Raw genomic sequence first — 19,253 nt, forward strand, 5'->3', positions numbered from 1 at the left:
TTCGTGAAAGCAACTATACCAAAAAGGCATCCGAACAGGATGCCTTTTTCCTTAAATCCTTACAGTCTTATTGACGATGTCATGAATCAGTTTGGCGTTTCGCGCGAGAATGTCTGGGTGGGTTTTAGAAATCATCTGCATATGTTCTCCAGCCCCTTGTACGACTGTAAACGCCTTTGCCGTCGCTTTTTCCCACAGCATGATGTTGTCAACGTTCTGTTTTTTCACTGACTTGATGTAGCTGATACTGCCGTCAATTGTGCCGGATGTCAACGTATTGTGCACATATACGTAAGACTTTGTGATTAATTCCACTAAATAGTCGCTCATTAATTTTTCTAAATCTTTATATTTCTCAAGCTCAAACGTTTTATAGATCTCCTTCTTGTATTCCTCCTCTGTGTACTGGTGTTTCTCCGCTTCTGTACGGTATTTTGAGTCAATGATGATCAGATCTTCAACCTCATATCCCCGCCGGTTCAATTCTTTTGCAACATCAAACGCCAGCACGCCTCCTGACGAATATCCGATTAACGTATATGGCCCTTCTCCTTGAATATTGGTCATGATGTCGGCATATTTTTCAATCCGATTTTCAGATTGAATAAAGTTGAAGCTGTATACCGAATACTGATCCAGATGTTTGGCCAGGCCCATATAGGCGATGCCCATCGAAGCCGCCGGCGGAAAACAAAACAATTTTTTGCCGTCTTTCGCCGCACTGCTCAGCTGGATGCAGTCATCTGTGTAGTCTTTTAACAAATCTTGCGCGTGCTGCAGGAAGCCTGCCAGCTGGTGAATGGTCGGCTTGGAAAAAATGTCCTTAAACGGGACTCTAAAGCCGAGCTTAGTATACAGTCTTGACACAAATGACATGATGTTCAGGGAGTTTGCCCCGATATCAAATAAGTTTGCGTTCACACTGATCGGTTTGATACTCAAGATGTCTTCCCAAATGGCGGCTATTTTCGCCTCTAGCTCATTGCCTGGGGGCTCGTATTCCGCTTTTGCTGCCGCCTTTACATCCGGCTCGGGAAGTGCCTTCACGTCTACTTTTCCATTTGGCGTAAGCGGCAATTCATCAAGCGTTACCACATAGGACGGCACCATATAGTCCGGAAGCTCTTTTGACAAAAACCCTTTTATTTCCGCCTGGTTGATTTCATTCTCTGTTTCTAAAACGACGTATGCACAAAGGTACTGATTGTTGTTGCGGTCTGTTTTTGCGGCTACTGCCGTTTCTTTAATATCCGTATGTTTTAATAATTGATTCTCTATTTCGCCAAGCTCGATGCGATACCCCCGAATCTTCACCTGGTGGTCGATCCTTCCCAGAAACTCAATATTCCCATCCGGCTTCATCTTTGCCAGGTCTCCTGTTCGGTACATTCTTTCACCAGGTGAGAACGGATTTGGCAGAAATCTTTCTGCCGTCAGCTTCGGCTTGTTCAGATAGCCTTTCGCCACTCCATCTCCGCTAATATACAGTTCACCGGCAATTCCGACCGGCTGCACTTCTTTCCGATCGTCCAAAATGTAAAGCTGGACATTGTGGGCCGGTTTGCCGATAGGAACGGATACATGGCGATCCCGGTCGGCCTTATATTGATAAATCATGCAGCCGACAACCGTTTCTGTCGGTCCGTATTCATTGTAAATATCAAGCTTGTATTGGAACCTTTCAGAAATGTCTTTGGCCAATTCGGATTTTAAATCTTCTCCGCCTACGATCAGCCGTTTTATGCTTGATGTGCGGCCATCGATGTCTCTGACAAGGCTTAAATGCGACGGCGTTAATTTGACAATCCCGGCTTTATTGTCCTTAAACACTGTTCTGATAATCGGTTCGCCATCTTCGCCATGCTGATAGACAATCACTTTATTGCCTGAGATGAGAGGCGTGAAGATGGATGTCACCGTCAGATCAAACGCAACTGATGAGTAGAGGGCAAAATCGAGCGCTTCGCCCCGGACATAGACCTGGTCTGCCCATGTAATATAATTCACCAATCCTCTTTGCCTGATCATCGTCCCTTTCGGTTTGCCCGTCGAGCCTGATGTGTAGATGATATAAGCGAGACTGTCAGGATCGCTGACCGGTTCCAGGCGATCAGCCGGATAGCCGCTGAAGTCGCCGTCCAAATATACGGCATCCTGGTGATGTCCGCTGCGGCTCTTATCCAAAAGGATGATGCCCGCTCCGCTGTCTTCAAGCATATAATTGATTCGATCCTCCGGATAATCAGGGTCAATTGGCAAATAGGCACCGCCGGCCTTCAAAATCCCCATGATGCCGACCATCATGCCAATTGAGCGTTCCGCCATAATGGCGACAATCGTATCTGATCCTACCCCTTTTTCTCTGAGATGTCTTGCAAGCTGATTTGATTTTTCATCAAGCTCCCGGTATGTCAGCTTATCATTGCCAAACACAACCGCTGCATGTTCAGGGGTTCTCTCGGCTTGTTCTTCAAATAACTGATGGATGGTCTTATCTTTCGGATAGTCCGCCTTTGTATCATTCAGCTCGTACAAGAGCAGATTTCTTTCTTCATCCGAAAGGATCCTGATGTCGTCTACTGCGCGGTCTTCATTCTTCACAACCTGTTCCGTCACATGCTGCAGGTGTCCTTTCACATTGTGTATGATTTGATCATGATACACATTTCCGTCATACGTGAATTTAATAACTAACCGGTCGCCTGGAACTGCCACAATATTAAATCCGTAATTGGTTTGCTCTTCAGCATCGATTTCTTCAAAGACAAATTCCGGACCTTGTTTGCCGTCAGACTCAAAGGCGCTTTGATCAATTGCATAATTCTCGAAAATCATCACATGGTCGAGCAGATCTCTTTTTAATTCACTGAGCGACTGCACTTCCGACAAGTTCATGTAATTGTATTTGCCGCTTTCTAAAGCGTCTTCCTGCACTTTCTTTAACATGTCCCTAAAGCTTTTATTTTTTTCAAGCCTGATTCTAGTCGGTATGGTGTTGATGAAAAGTCCGACCATTTTCTCTATCCCGGCTACATGTGCATCCCGGCCCGAGACGACGGTTCCGAATACCACATCTTTCGTGTTGTTGTATCTTGCCAGCAAAATACCCCAAATGCTTTGCAATACTGTGTGGAGGGTTACGCTGTTTCGATTGGCAAGCTCTGTAAGCCGGCGGGTCAACTCTGTTGAGAATTCAACCACCGCTTCTTTTCTTTGATACCCGCCACGACCGGATTGGCTGCCCAATACCGACATTGGCGATTTTTCGGCAAAACCCGATAAATAGTTTTTCCAATACGCTTTTGCGGCTTCTTTATCCTGTTCGCCGAGCCATCTAATATAATCGCTGTACGGTCTTGCCTCTTGCAGCTGAGGCAGTCGGCCGGCTGCTTTCTTGTTGTAGATATGGAACAGCTCCCCCAAAATGATTCCCCGGCACCAGCCATCGAGGAGAATGTGGTGGTTTGTCCATATGAATGTATAGCTGTCCTCTGAGGTTCTGATCAGCGCCGCTCTGATCAGTGCTTCTTTGCTTAAATGAAAACCTTTTTCCCTGTCTGCCTTGAGATACTTTTGAATCGCCTGCTCGCGTTCGCCAGGACTTTGATGTCTGACATCAAGATACAGCAGGTGAATCTTTCTGTCCTTGATGATCACATTTCTTGGTTCATCCGTTATGTCATATTCAAGCGAAGCCCTTAGGATTTCATGTCTGTTGATGATGTCATTAAAGCTTTCTTCAAACAATCTTTCATCAATATATCCTTTCATGTTTATTGACATTTGTTCAAAATACGCTTTGGACTCCTTGTCTTCGAGCGCATGGAACAGCATGCCCCTTTGCATGTTTGCGAGCGGATATATTTTTTCGATTTCCATTCCCTTATATTTCTGCTTGATTTCCTCGAGCTGATATAAGGTGATGTCCTTGTCTCCGTAATCAGACGGCGTTTTTTCTGCCGCTTCTTTAGATAAGCAGTGAGAGATGACGGTTTTAAGGGCTTCTTTATATGTCTCTGTAAAGGTTCTGACAATGTCTTCATTGTATGCTTTCGTATTGTATGTCGTTTGAATGGTTAACCGCCCATTAAATACGATGGCATTGATTTCGATCGGATGCTCTCTAATGATGCCGCGTCCGATCGATTCTCCCGGCGACAGCCGCGACGAAGAAAATTCTTCATTATCGATGTCTTCATCGAGCTGTCCCAAATAATTAAACAAAATTGGAGATTTGCCATCCTTTATGATGTCTGCGTCTTTTGCTACATATTTTAATATCCCGTAGCCTATTCCTTTGTTCGGTATTTTTCTCAAATGCTCTTTGACCATTTTTATATTTTGGGAGATGTCTTTTTCTTCTCCCAAATCGATGAATACCGGGTATTTAGACGTAAACCACCCTATCGTCCGGCTGACATCGATACCGTCCATCATCTGTTCTCTTCCGTGCCCTTCCATGGTGATCCTCAGCTTGTTTTGACCTGTCAATTCCCTTGCGGCCACAAAGAGCCCTGTGATCAAAATATCATTGATTTCCGTATGATAAGCCTGGTTTGTTTCTCTTAACAGCTGTCTTGTTTCCTCTTCTCCGAGTTCCGCGCTTACGGTTTCGCTGTCATCATATTTGAATATGCCGATGTCTTCTTTCATTTCTAAAAATGGTATGTGTTCACGTAAAGCCTGGCGCCAGTAATCCTTTTCCTTCTGCAGTTTCCCGGTTTTTGAATAGTCCAGTAATTTCTGCGCATATTCCTGATAGGAGGCCGTTTTTGGATAGAGCTCTACTTCTCTTCCGTTTAATAATTGACTGTACCCAAGCGCTAAGTCTTCGAATAAGATTCTCCAGGAAATGCCGTCAATCACCAGATGATGGATCGCGATCAAAAGGTGGTCCCCTTCATTCGTTTTAAATATCGCCGCTTTCACCAGCGGACCATTTTTGATATCAATGCTTTGCTGAAGCGCCGTTGCCAATTGATGAACCTTTTGACGCTGTTCTTTTTCACGGGAGACATCATATACAAATAAATCAAACTGATGGTTGTCCGGCTCTTGGTTATACTGGATAACCGTTCCGTTTTCTTCTTTAAATACCATCCGCAGGGCATCGTGGTGCCTTACTAGTTTTTCAAATAGATGTCTGATCAGGTCCTCGTTAAAGCCGCTTTTTCTATACAGCATGACCGCATGATTGTAATGGTTTCTGCTTTGTTTGTTCTGTGCGAAGAATTCCTGCTGAATAGGCGTTAACAGAACCTCTCCCTGTACCGTTTCATATGATGCTGTTTTGTTTGATTCGGCTTTCGCATATTTGCTCAAAAACTTGATTTCCGGGTTGGCAAATAAATCCTTCATGTCGAGCGCAATGCCTTCCCTTGATAATCTTGATATAATCTGCAGCGCTTTGATGGAGTCTCCCCCTGCGGCAAAGAAGTTATGTGTGATCCCTATATTGTCAACACCCAGGACTTCCTTCCACACCATGACAAGCTTTTCTTCCATATCGTTCCGCGGTGCCTCATATGCAGCCTCCGCTGCGATTTCCGGTTCAGGCAATGCGGCTGCATCGACTTTTCCGTTGGCTGTCAGCGGCATGCTTTCAACCTGGACCACATAGGACGGAATCATGTATTCAGGGAGCTCATCCTTCAGATACGTTCTGATGTCCCGGAAAGTCACTTTCGCTTCTGCTACCACATATGCACAAAGCTGTCTGCCGCCATCCTTATCTTCTCTGACAGCGATCAGGGCTTCCCTTATATGTTCATGTTTTAATAGCCTGTTTTTGATTTCTTCCGTTTCTATTCTGTAGCCTCTTATCTTCACTTGGCTGTCCATCCGCCCTGAAAGCTCGATGCTTCCATCGCTTAATCTTCTGGCGAGATCTCCTGTCCGGTACATTCTCTGATTTTGTTCAAAAGGATGTCTGACGAATTTTTCAGCCGTCAAATCAGGTCTGTTGATATAGCCGTCTGTCACCCCGTCTCCAGCAATACACAATTCTCCGAATACACCTTCCGGAACGGGCTTCATGTGTTGGTCCAATACATATACCTTTGTATGATGGATCGGAGTGCCGATAACCGGACATTCTTTGAAAGAATGAAGGCTGTCTGCATCGATTACTTGAAAAACAGAGCCGATTGTCGTTTCGGTAGGTCCGTAATGGTTCATAATCAGATGATCCGGATATTGCTTGAAAAACGCTTCTATATCTCTTGTGTTGATCATCTCTCCGCCCAACACGACCAATCGGAGTTTTTCACAGGCCTTTTCAGCGGAAAAATACGGATCATGGACTAAAATGTGAAATAGCGACGGCGTCAGCTTCATATAGGTGATTCCATTTTCTTTTATATACTTCAAGGCTTGCTGTGCATTTGTATAGCGTTCTTTTCTAACAATATGAAGCTCGCTTCCGCTCAACAGGGATGAAAATATGCTTGTATAGCCTAAATCAAACGCGTAAGAAGACACAAGCATTGCTTTATCGTATTCTTTCAGATTCGCTTCCTTTATAAACCAGGCTGTATAGTTCACCACATTATGATGTCTGACCAGAACCCCTTTCGGTTTTCCGGTGGAGCCTGACGTGTAAATGATGTATGCGTGCTTTTCGGCTGCGCTGCATGCCGGCAGGTTTGTGGCATCATTTGTATAGATGGCGCCGTCATCAATATTGACGACCTCTCCGTCAAATTGGATGTTTTCTATGACAGAGCCCTTCACCAGCAAGATGGATGCCCCGCTGTCTTTTAGAATATCGTTTGTTCTTTTGACAAGCTGCTCCGCATCGACCGGTACATATGCGGATCCGGCTTTAAGCACCGCCATGATGGCAACGACCATGTCAAGCGACGGTTCAACCATAATTGCAACGGCGGTGTCTCCGCCTGCCCCTTTTTCCCTCAGCAGTCGCGCCAATTGATTTGATTTTTCGTTCAGTTCCCTGTACGTCAGCTTTCTCTCCTCAAACACCACTGCCGTTTTGTCCGGCGTTTTATCAGCCTGTTTCTCAAACAGCCCATGAACCGTCCGATCCTTTGGATAGTCGGCTTGTTTCCCCTGGTGCTTAAAGAGAAGCGTACTGATTTCTTCTTTTGACAACATATTGACTTCGTTTAATTGAATGTCCGGGCGGTTTGTTACTTCCTTCAAAATATTGACAAAGTGCCCTGCCATCCTTTCAATCGTTGTCCTCTTAAATAGTTTTGTGCAGTAATTGAGGACGCATTGTACGCCATCATCTGTTTCAGCAGCTGTGAGCGTCAAATCAAATTTTGATACCCGCATGTCCGTTTGAAGCGGTTTAAATGTTAAGCCTTGAATGTCAAATTCACCACTGTCAAAGTTTTGCAGAACGAGCATTGTATCAAACAGCGCATTTCTGCTCATGTCCCGTCTCAGATCCAGTTTTTCAACCAGTTCGTCAAATTGATAGTCCTGATTTTCATATGCTTTCAGCGCCGTTTCTTTCACCTGTTTTATATAATCGGTAAATGTCATGTCGCCTTTTGGATAATTCCTCATCGCAAGCGTGTTGATAAACATTCCGATGACATGTTTCAAATCGCTGTGGTGTCTTCCCGCAATTGGGGAGCCAACGACGATATCCTCTTGACCCGTATATTTTGAAAGCAGCGTTGTGTAGCCTGCTAACAGCAGCATATACATCGTAGCGCCATTGTCTTTTGCCAGCTTCTTCAGCTTGGCCGACGTTTCGCCGTCTATTTCAAATTGAAAGACATCCCCTTCAAAATGGCGTTTTTGCGGCCTCTTATAATCCGTCGGCAAGTTCAGAACCGGCACTTCATCTTGAAAGACATTCAGCCAGTAGTCTTCCTGCCGCTTTATCTCTTCCTTCTGATAAAATTGTTTTTGCCATTCTGAAAAATCTTTGTACTGAATCGCAAGCGGCGGCAATTGTTTCCCCTCATATAACTCGGCCAGATCTTTCGTCAAAACGGTCAAAGACACGCCATCAGAAATAATATGATGCATATCGAACATCATCATATGTTCATCATCACTTACTTTTAATACTTCCGCTCTTAAAAGCGGCGCTTTTTCCAGATCAAACGGCCTGATGAACGATTTGATTCTTTCTTCGATGCGCTCTGTTCCCAAATGGCCGTATTTCAGTTTAAAATCGATTTCCTTTTCGATTTTCTGCACTGGTTCCCCTTCAACCATCAATATCGACGTCCTCAAAGCCTCGTGCCGTTGAATCAATTGCTGAAAAGCCGCTTCAAACCGCTGCACATCAAAATGGCCTTCAATTTTCATCACGAAAGGCATATTGTAGGCAATGCCGTCGCCTTCGATTTGATTGAGGATATACAGCCTTCTTTGCGCCGATGACAAAGTGTAATACTCTTTTTCATCCGCTTTTTTGATGGAGGCATAAGGACTTTCTTTTGCTGATTTGATCAATTCGGCCAGATCTTTGATTGTCGGGGTTTCGAATATTTGCCTTAACGGGATTTCAACCTTTAGTTCTTTATGCATTTTGGCAGCTAAAGCCGCGGCTTTGAGAGAATGACCGCCCGCCTCGAAGAAATTGTGGCTGATTCCGATGTTATCGATTCCCAAAACGTCCTGCCAAAGCGAGACAAGCTTTTCTTCCACTGCATTCCGCGGCGCTTCATACTCCGTTGCGGAGCTGACATAGCCGGCCGGTTCCGGAAGCGCCTTTCTGTCTATTTTTCCATTTGCCGTAAGCGGCAGCCGGTCAAGTGCTACAAAGTATGGCGGAACCATGTAATCCGGAAGTTCTTTCAACAAACCTTTTCTGATGTCTGCTGTTGCGACTGCCTTTTCTGATGCGATATACGCACAAAGGTATTTGCCGCCGTCCTGATCTTCTCTCGCAATGACTGCCGCTGCCTGAATCTGTTCATGCTTCAGCAATTGGTTTTCGATTTCCCCAAGTTCGATTCTGTATCCGCGTATCTTGACTTGGTGGTCGATTCTTCCTAAATATTCGATATTCCCGTCCGGCAGAAATCTTGCGAGATCTCCCGTACGATACATGTTTTCTCCCGGAACAAACGGGTTTGAAACAAATTTATCAGCGGTAAGGCGGGGGTTGTTTATATATCCGCGAGCAAGGCCTTCCCCGCTTAAACAAAGTTCCCCTGGAGTTCCGATCGGCACTAACCTCTGTTCGCCATCAAGGATATACACCTTGTGATTGCTGATCGGTCTGCCGATCAGAACCTTTTGGTCACCCGGCCGCAATTCCCTCCATGTCGAACAAACGCTGTTTTCCGTCGGTCCGTATTCATTAAATAATTGAACGTCTGGAAGTTTCTCAAAATGCTGCTGTAAAAGATGGTCATTACAGCTTTCACCCGCGATCGTGACAAATCTCAAGTTCTCTAAAGGATGGTCGATCGTATTTAACAAAGTTTGATAAAAGCTTGGGACAGCGAGAAAATTTGTCACTTGATGTGCTCGAATCGTGCTGATGATGTCACTGGCGTTCACTTTCAAATCTTTGATTAAAACCAGCTTCGCTCCCGACAGGAGCGTGGTGAAAATATCTTCGACTGAGCTGTCAAATGCAAAGGACGGCACTTGCAGCGTTGCATCGGCTGGAGTGTATCGATACGATTGTTTTCTCCAGCACAGCGTGTTTACAATCGATTGGTGATTGACCATGACACCTTTTGGTTTGCCGGTCGAACCTGATGTATAGATGACATAGGCCATATCAGAAGAGTTGCCGAAATGCGGCAGATTGTCTGTGCATCTGCCTTCTGTAAGCCCTTGTTTGCCCATATCAATACAGGTGAGATCGACGTTTATTTGTCTGCCTGTCTTTTTCAGCAATATGTCTATTCCGCTGTCTTCGAGCATATATTTGATCCGGTCTTCGGGATACTCTGGATCGATTGGCAAGTAGGCTCCACCGGACTTCAGCACCGCCATGATGCCGATGATCATCTCTGCTGACCGTTCTGCCATTACGCCGACGATCTTGTTAGGCGTTACGCCCAGTTCCCTTAACAGCCCCGCGAGCTGATTGGACCTCTCATTCAGTTCTCTGTAAGTGAGCTTCTCTTCTTCAAACACGACGGCAATTTGTTCAGGCGTCCGTTTCGCCTGTTCTTCAAACAATTGATGGATCGTGCTGTCTTTTGGATAATCAGCAGCAGTATCGTTGAAATCATATAATATCGTTCTTTTTTCTTGTTCCGAAAGTATGTCTATTTCGCTTATTTTCCTGTTTTCATTTGCCGCCACTTGCTCAACGGCTCTTTTGATATGGTTTTCGATATTGTTGATGATTTCCGCGTCATAGACATTGCCGTCATATGTTAAAACAAGTGTCAGCCTTTCGCCCGGAGTGGCTGACATGCTAAAGCTGTAGTTGCTTTGTTCTGCCGCGCTTATCCCTTTCACTTGAAAACCTGTCTCCATTTGGGTTTGTTCCAAAAGCTGAACCTCAACTTCATAATTCTCAAACACAAGAATATGATCGATCAGATCTTTTTTTAAGCCGCTTAAAGCCTGAACTTCAGCAAGATTCATATAATTGTAGCGATTGCTTTCGATCGCTTCCGCCTGCACCGTTTTAAGGACGTCGTTCATTCCTTTGCTTTGATCAAATTTGATTCTGGTCGGAATGGTATTGATAAACAGCCCGATCATGTCTTCTATGCCGTCTACTTTTGCTTCCCTTCCCGAAACGACTGTTCCAAACACAACATCTTCTATATTGTTGTATTTTGCTAAAACAAGTCCCCAAATGGTCTGCAGCACCGTATGAACGGTTACGCTGTTGCCGCTGGCCACTTGTTTGATTTGATTGGTAAGCTGTTTTGAAAAGCTGATAACTTTTTCTTGCCTGTCATACCGGCTGCCGTTTTTACCGTTCTTTAATTTAGGGATTTGCGCCTGTTCTTCATAGCCTTGCAAATATTTATGCCAATATTGGCGGGCTTCATCTTTGTCCTGCTTTTCCAGCCACTTGATATAATCGCTGTACGGCTTCGGTTCTTTTAATCGATGCGCTTCTCCTTTCACGATGTTTTCATAGATGGCGAACAGCTCGCCCATGATAATGCCGAGGCACCAGCCATCCAATAAGATATGATGATGGCTCCATACCAATTGATAGGATTGGCCGTCCGTTTTGATCAAATAAACCCTCATTAGCGTATCTTTGCTTATATCAAAGCCTTTTTCCCGATCTTCATTGATATATCGTTCGATTAATCTATCCTTTTGAGCCGGACTGTTCTTTGCGATATCGTAATAGTAGAAATCTATTTTCCGATTTTCAATAATGATTTGTCTCGGCTCCTCAACGACTTCGTATTCAAATGATGCCCTCAAGATTTCGTGCCTTTTGACGATCTCATTGAAGCTTTTCTCCAGTATGTCCGGATCAACATATCCTTCAAGATGCATGATCGTTTGCTGAAAATATGCGTTTGACGTTTGATCCTCGATGGCATGAAACAGCATTCCCTTTTGCATATTGGCCAGCGGATAGATTTTTTCAATGTTGGCGTCTTTGTATTTGCCTTTTATTTGTTCAAGTTCGTCTAAACTGATGTTTGTATCTCCGTAGTCAAACGGCGTTCTTTCGCTTTCCGTCCGGCTTAGGCAATGGCTGACGATGTTTTCGAGGTTTTCTTTATATGCTTCATTCAGGTGCCTGATCGTTTCTTTTGCGTATTCCCATTCATTAAAGGTTGTATGAATCACCAGCTCATGATTGATGACGATGGAATTGATTTCGATTGAATGGCTCCTGGCGATTTTTCCGCCGATGCTTTCGCCTTCAGAAAAATCCGATCCGGAAAATTCGCCCCGGTTCATGTCGGCATCGATTTCGCCTAAATAGTTGAATGAAATCTGCGGCTTTTCTTCATGGATCAGCTCAGGGTCATCTGCTAAATATTTTAAGATTCCATAGCCTATTCCTTTATTCGGTATTTTTCTCAACGTCTCTTTGACCATTTTGATGTTCCGGGATATGTCCGTCTCTTCACCCAAGTCTATCAGCACCGGGTACATCGTCGTAAACCAGCCCACCGTTCTGCTGATATCAACGCCTTCCAGAATGTCTTCGCGGCCGTGGCCTTCCATCATCACCTTCAGTTTGTTTTCTCCGGTGATGTCCCTGACTCCGGCTAATAACGCCGTTAATAAAATATCGTTGATTTCCGTGTGGTAGGCTCTGTTTGTTTTTTTCAGCAGAGCCGCGGTCGTCTCTTTGTCTAGTGTGATGCTGAATGTCGTGCTGTTTTCAAATGCGTCTCTTGTTAATGTTTGCTGCTGAGGAATGGATCGGACCTCCGCTTTTGCAATATCTCGCCAATACTCTGCCTCATTCAATAATTTGCGGTTTGCGGCATACGCCTTTAATTGTCGGGCAAATTCCTGATAGGAATCTGTTTTGTATCCAATGTCGAGCGTTTCACCTTTTAATGCCTGACTGTATAATGTTTCAAAGTCTTCGAACAGGATTCTCCACGATACCCCGTCAACGACAAGGTGATGGATTACAATGAGAAGATGGTCGCCCTCGTCTGATTGAAAGATGCCGAGATTGACCAATTTCCCGTCTTTAATGGACGATTTCTTTTGAATGCCGGTCGCCAGTTCATAGACTCTTTCCGCTTTGTTTTCTATGCCTTTCAGGTTATGAACATATAAATCGAAAAGGTTGGCCTGATAGCCCCTGTTCAATTGAATGATTTCTCCGGCTTTTTCTTTGTAGATCATCCTCAGTGCATCGTGGTGCTCCAATATTTTATTGAAGGCTTTTCTTACGCAGTTTACGTTAAAGCCGTCTTTTCTAAAGAGGACAAATGACTGGTTAAAGTGGTCAAGCTCCTCTTTGTTTTTCGTGAAATACCATTTTTGGATCGGTGTTAATTCTGTTTCTCCTTCAACCATGTCATAAGCTTTTTTCTGCTTGCTTTCTTTTTTGACATATTTGCTGAGATCCTTAATTTTAGGGTTGGCAAACAAATCCTTTATCTCAAGCTTCAGATTCAGCCTTGAAAGCCTTGATACAATTTGCAGCGCCTTAATCGAATCTCCTCCTGACGCAAAGAAATGGTGGCTGATGCCGATATCTCCTGCGCCGAGCACATCCCGCCATATTTCCACAAGTGCCGCCTCTATATCAGTTCGCGGTGCTTCGTATTCCGCTCCTGTGCCGATGCTCATGTCAGGTTCAGGCAATGCTTTTCGATCAACTTTATCATTTGACGTCAGCGGCAGCTTATCAAGTTTGACAACATACGCCGGAATCATGTAATGAGGAAGCTCTTTTTCCAGCCACTCACTCACCTCTGTTGCCGTCAATTGTTTTTGAGAAACGATATAAGCGCATAAATAATCGTTATTGTCTTTGCCCGTTCTTGCTATGACTGCTGCTTCTTCTATATTGTCATGCTTGAGCAATTGATTTTCGATTTCACCAAGTTCAATCCGGTAGCCGCGAATTTTCACCTGATGATCGATCCTCCCTAAAAATTCGAGATTTCCGTCAGGCAGCCATCTGGCCAGATCCCCTGTCCGGTAAAGTCGCTCCCCTGGCACGAATGGATGGGGTATAAACTTTTCGGCTGTCAGTTCCGGTTTATTTAAATATCCGCGGGCCAGACTGATTCCGCCGACGCAAACCTCTCCAACAATGCCTGTCGCGACAGGCTGCACGTTTTGATCCATAATGTATATGTTTGTATTTGCAATCGGACTGCCGATATGAGGGCGCCCGGTTCCTCTGTATACCCCCGCAGTTGCACAAACCGTCGTTTCCGTTGGTCCATAAGCATTGATAAACATCCGTTTGCCGGACCATCTGGTTGCAAGTTCTTCACTGCACGCAGAACCTGCGGATACGATGACTTTGAGATGATCCAATTGAGATTCATCCAAAACATTGAGAACCGTCGGAGGCAAAGTCGCATGAGTGATCTCATGATGGCGCAAAAAGCTTGTTAACGCCTGTCCCGGCATCATATCCTCTTGGCGGCCCAGAACCAAAGCGGCCCCGGCTGCAAGCGCTGAAAATATTTCAAATGCTGATGCATCAAATGAAAGGGAAGCAAATTGAATCACTCTGCTGTCCGTCTTGAGTTGCATCAGGTCAATGACTGCATGAACGAGATTGCACAATCCTTTTTGTTCGATTAATACACCCTTCGGTTTTCCCGTAGAACCTGAAGTATAGATGATGTATGCCAGATCCCCGGCGTGAGGAAAATGAGGCAAACGATCCGCATTCCGCCTCACGATCTGGTTGTCGCGGATGTCGATTTTCATAATAGCGGCATCTTTTATCAAAGTCCGTTCTTTCATGAGCGCATCTTGCGTCAGGAGAATCTTCGTTTGACTGTCTTCAAGGATATATTTGATCCTGTCTTCCGGATATGCCGGATCCAGCGGCAAATATGCGGCGCCGGCCTTCAAGATTCCCAGGATTCCGATGATCATCTCAGGAGAGCGCTCCACCATGATGCCAACTGCTGTGTTCGGTTCCACACCTTTTTCTCTTAAAAATCCCGCTAATTGATTTGACCTTTCATCTAATTCCCGGTAAGTCAGCTTTTGATCTTCGAATACGAGCGCTGTATGGTCCGGTATTCTTGCAGCCCGTTCCGCAAACAGCTGACATATTGTTTTGTCTTTTGGATAATCTGTCTTTGTATCATTAAACTGATAAAACAGCATGTTCCTTTCATCCTCTGACATGATCTCGATTTGACTGAGCTGAATGTCAGGATGACTGGAAATCTCGTTTAGCACGCGGACAAAATGCTCGGACATTCTTTCAATCGTCTCTTTTTTAAAGAGCTTCGTGCAATATTCCAAATCAAACTCTATGCCGGAGTTTTTTTCTACAGCCGATAATGTGAAATCAAATTTTGAAATATGAATGTCGCTTTCATATGTTTCAAACGTCAATCCTTTTATATCAGCATCCGCATGATCAAGATTTTGCAGGACGAACATCGTATCAAACAGCGGATTTCTGCTCATGTCTCTATTGAGATCAAGCTGTTCAACAAGGTCATCAAATTGATAATCTTGATGTTCATACGCTTTCAGCGCAGTTTCTTTTACCTCTTTTATATATTCAGCAAATGTCTTTTCGCCTTTCGGATATGTTCTCATGGCAAGCGTATTGACAAACATCCCGATGACATGCTTCAAATCATGGTGCTGTCTTCCTTGAATCGGCGATCCGACGATCACATCGTCTTGTCCTGTGTATTTTGATAGCAATACCGTATACGCCGCCAGAAGAAGCATGTACATGGTCACGCCGTTTTCTTTGGCGGTGCGATTGAGATTCTTCGCCAATTCGCTGTCAATTTTAAAACCGATTCTGTCGCCTTCCACACTTTGGATTTGCGGTCTCGGGAAGTCTGTCGGCATATTGAGAACCGGGATGTCTTCTTTAAAGACATTCAGCCAATATTGTTTTTGTTTTTGGATCTCATCTTTTTGATAAAACTCTTTTTGCCATTCAGAATAATCTTTATATTGAATGTTGAGCGGCGGCAGTTCTTTTCCTTCGTACAGATCGCAAATTTCTTTTGTTAAAACGCCCATAGAAGCACCGTCTGAAACGATATGGTGCATATCAAACATGATGACATGCTCTTTTTCAGCAATCTTTGCCACTTCGGCTCTAAAAAGCGGCGCTTTTTCTAAATCAAATGGTCTGACAAACTCTTTAATTTTTTGTGAAATGCTTTTGGATCCCAACTCGCTGTATTCGAGCTGAAAATCAATTTCTTTTTCAATCTTTTGGACAGGCCCTCCATCCGCTATGATGAAGGAAGTTCTAAATGCTTCGTGTCTTTCCGTTATTTTTTTCAGCGCATTCTCAAAGCGGCGTTTATCAAAGTCGCCCTTTACTTTCATTGTAAACGGTATGTTATAAGACAAGCCGCTGCCTTCGATTTGATTGAGAATATATAATCTTTTTTGGGCAGATGAAAGGTGATAATATTCTTTTTCTTCGACTTGTTTGATCGAAGAATAAACGCTTTCTTTCGTTGATTGAATATATTCTCCGAGTCCTTTGATTGTAGGCGTTTTGAAGATTTGTCTTAAAGGAACTTCCGTCTTCAGCTCCTTCCGGATTTTAGATGCCATCGCCGCCGCTTTGAGAGAATGGCCTCCCATGTCAAAGAAATGATCATTCATTCCGATCCTCTCGACGTCTAAAATATCCCGCCATATCGATGCCAGCTTTTCTTCCGTCTTATTCCGCGGCGCTTCATACTCCGTTTCCGTGCCGGCAGTTCTGTCAGGCTCCGGCAATGCTTTTCTGTCCACTTTTCCGTTTTTCGTCAGCGGCAGCTTGTCCAGCTTGACAAAATAAGCGGGTATCATGTAGTCAGGCAGCTTATGCCCCAAAAATTCTCTCAGCTCTTTAACCGTGAGCTCGCGTTTTGACGTCATGTAGGCGCAGATGTACGGGCGATTTTCCCCGTCCTCCCTGACGGTGACGATCGTTTCATTGATGTCGTCGTGCTTCTCTAGTTGGCTTTCAATTTCGCCGAGCTCAATCCGGAAGCCGCGGATTTTCACCTGGTGGTCGATCCGGCCGATAAATTCGATGTTGCCGTCAGGCAGCCATTTTGCCAAGTCGCCCGTCTTATACAGCCTTTCCCCCGGGATGAACGGGTGAGGGATGAATTTTTCCGCTGTCAGCTCCTCGCGGTTTAAATACCCTGTGCTTAATCCGTCTCCGGAAATGCAGAGCTCTCCGGGAACCCCGATCGGAAGGAGACGGCTTTGTTCGTCCATAATCAATGCCGACGTATTGGCCAGCGGTCTGCCGATCGGGATCGTTTCCACTTCTTCATCGATGTCATTGATGAAGTAATATGTCGCATAAACCGTGCTTTCCGTCGGGCCGTACACATGGATCAGCTTATCCGGCCCGATGCGGTCCAGCACTTTTTTCACATGCGGCATTGACACCCTTTCACCGCCGAACAGGATTTTTCGCAGACCGGCCAGACAATCGATATCGATGTCGGCGAGCGTATTGAAGAGCGCCGTCGTGATGAACATCACGCTGACCTGTTGTTTGTTGATCACTTCTGCGAGTTCGCTGATATTCAGCACCGTGTCTTTCTCGATCATAACAAGCGATGCACCGTTTAATAGAGCGCCGAAAATATCAAACACCGATCCGTCAAACGAATAGTTGGACAGCTGGAGGATGACATCGTCGTGATTGATGTCGATATAATTGGTATTCCGGACGACGCGTACGGCGCTGTAGTGCGGGGCAGCCACGCCTTTCGGCATTCCCGTTGAACCTGATGTATATATGATATAGGCGGCATCGCCGGAGTCATTGGCCATGTGCAGCGGCTCACTGCTGAATCCGTCCGCTTCTTCCTTGTCCAAATGAATGATTTCCGCCTCACAGTCTATTTCACTGACGGCATCGCTGTTTGTCAGCATGACGGCGGCCCTAGCGTCCTGCAGCATATAGACGATTCTGTCCTTCGGCGTTTCCGGATCGATCGGCAGGTATGTTCCTCCCGCTTTTAACACCCCCATGATGCCGATGATCATCTCGAAGGAGCGCTCTGTCATGATCGCCGCGACAGATCCTGGGGAAACGCCGTTTTTCCTGAGCAGCCTCGCAGTCTGATTTGCTTTTTCATTCAGCTCTCTGTACGTCATCCTTCGGCTGCCGAACACGAGGGCTGTACGGTCAGGGGTTTTCTCCGCCTGTTCCTCAAACAGCTGATGAAGCGTTTTGTCTTTTGGATAATCAGTTTTGGTGTCATTGAATTGATATAAAAGGATATTCTTTTCTTCGTCTGACACAAGGTCGATTTCGCTTAATGTTTTTTCTTCGTGTTCAGCCACCTGTTCTGCGACGGCAATCAAGTGCTTTTCAATGTTATTGATGATGTCTTCGCCATAAACATTTCCGTCATAGATAAGCAGCAGCTTTAAGCGGTCGTCAAGCCCGGCGGAAATGCTGAAACTATAATTTGTTTGTTCTTCTCCGTCGAGGCTATTGATTTCAAATCCTAAATCATTTCTCTGTTCAAACGCTTTTTGATCTACTGCATAGTTTTCAAATACCATCACGTGATCGATCAGATCATGTTTTAATTCGCTCAGCGATTGAACCTCCGCCAAATTCAAGTAATTGTAGCGATTGCTCTCTAAAGCGTCGGCCTGGGTGATTCTTAAAACATCCTTAAAACTCTTGTCTCTTTCCAGTCTGACTCTGGTCGGGATTGTATTGATGAAGACGCCGACCATTTTTTCAATTCCTTCGACCTCGGCATCCCTTCCCGAGACGACGGTTCCAAACACGACATCTTCGCTGTTATTGTATTTGGCCAAGACAATGGCCCAAATGCTTTGCAAGACGGTATTGATGGTCACATGATTTCTATTTGCCAATTTCATGATGCGGTTTGTCAGTTCTTTGGAGCACTCAATCGTTTTTTCTTTTCTTTTATATACGCCAGCTTTAGAGTGCGTCCGCAGTTTTGGAATCAGCGCTTTTTGATCATAGCCCTCTAAATATGTTTCCCAATATTCCTGCGCTTGTTCCATGTCCTGGCTTTCAAGCCATTTGATATAGTCGCTGTATGGCCTCGGTTCCTCCAAGTGATGATCGTGGCCTTTCCGTTTGGCTTCATAAATCGCAAACAGCTCATTCAATATGATTCCCAGACACCAGCCGTCAAGCAAAATGTGGTGGTATGTCCAGACAAATTGATATGAATCCTCAGTCACCCTGATGAGGCAGGCTCTCATCAGGGTTTCTTTGGCTAGATCAAACCCCTTTTGTTTATCTTCTTGCAAATATCTGTTCAACATTCCGTCTTGGTCATGTTGATTACGAATATCACGATATTCAAATTTTATTTTCCGATCTTGAATGATGACGTGCAGCGGCTCCTCCAATTTGTAAGTAAATGACGCTCTTAATATCTCATGCCGTTTCATCACTTCATTCAGGCTGTCCTCAAATAACTGTTCATCTACATAGCCTTTTATACCGATGATAAATTGCTCGAAATAGGCATTTGAAGCTTTATCCTCCATGGCATGAAACAGCATTCCTTTTTGCATGTTTGATAACGGATATATTTTCTCAACTTTGGTTTTCATATTGTAATCTCATCTCCTAGAATTCCTTAGTTTTCTAGATCCATATCATCTGGGCTGCCGCCGGAAAAAACGGACCCGGCAGCAGCGCTTTTCGATCATGTCCCGGATGT

At 44.7% G+C, this 19,253-nt stretch carries 1 protein-coding gene; it reads right to left on the minus strand.

The genetic code is table 11. The features are described 5' to 3' along the window. Window positions 1-51 precede the first annotated feature (51 nt). Window positions 52-19,143 carry a non-ribosomal peptide synthetase gene (locus tag R5H20_RS14480; RefSeq protein ID WP_317907646.1) on the minus strand — a complete coding sequence of 6,364 codons (19,092 nt, stop codon included), beginning with the start codon at window positions 19,141-19,143 and terminating at the stop codon, window positions 52-54. Window positions 19,144-19,253 lie beyond the last annotated feature (110 nt).

Source organism: Bacillus sp. KICET-3, assembly GCF_033261025.1.
Lineage (GTDB): Bacteria > Bacillota > Bacilli > Bacillales > Bacillaceae > Bacillus > Bacillus sonorensis.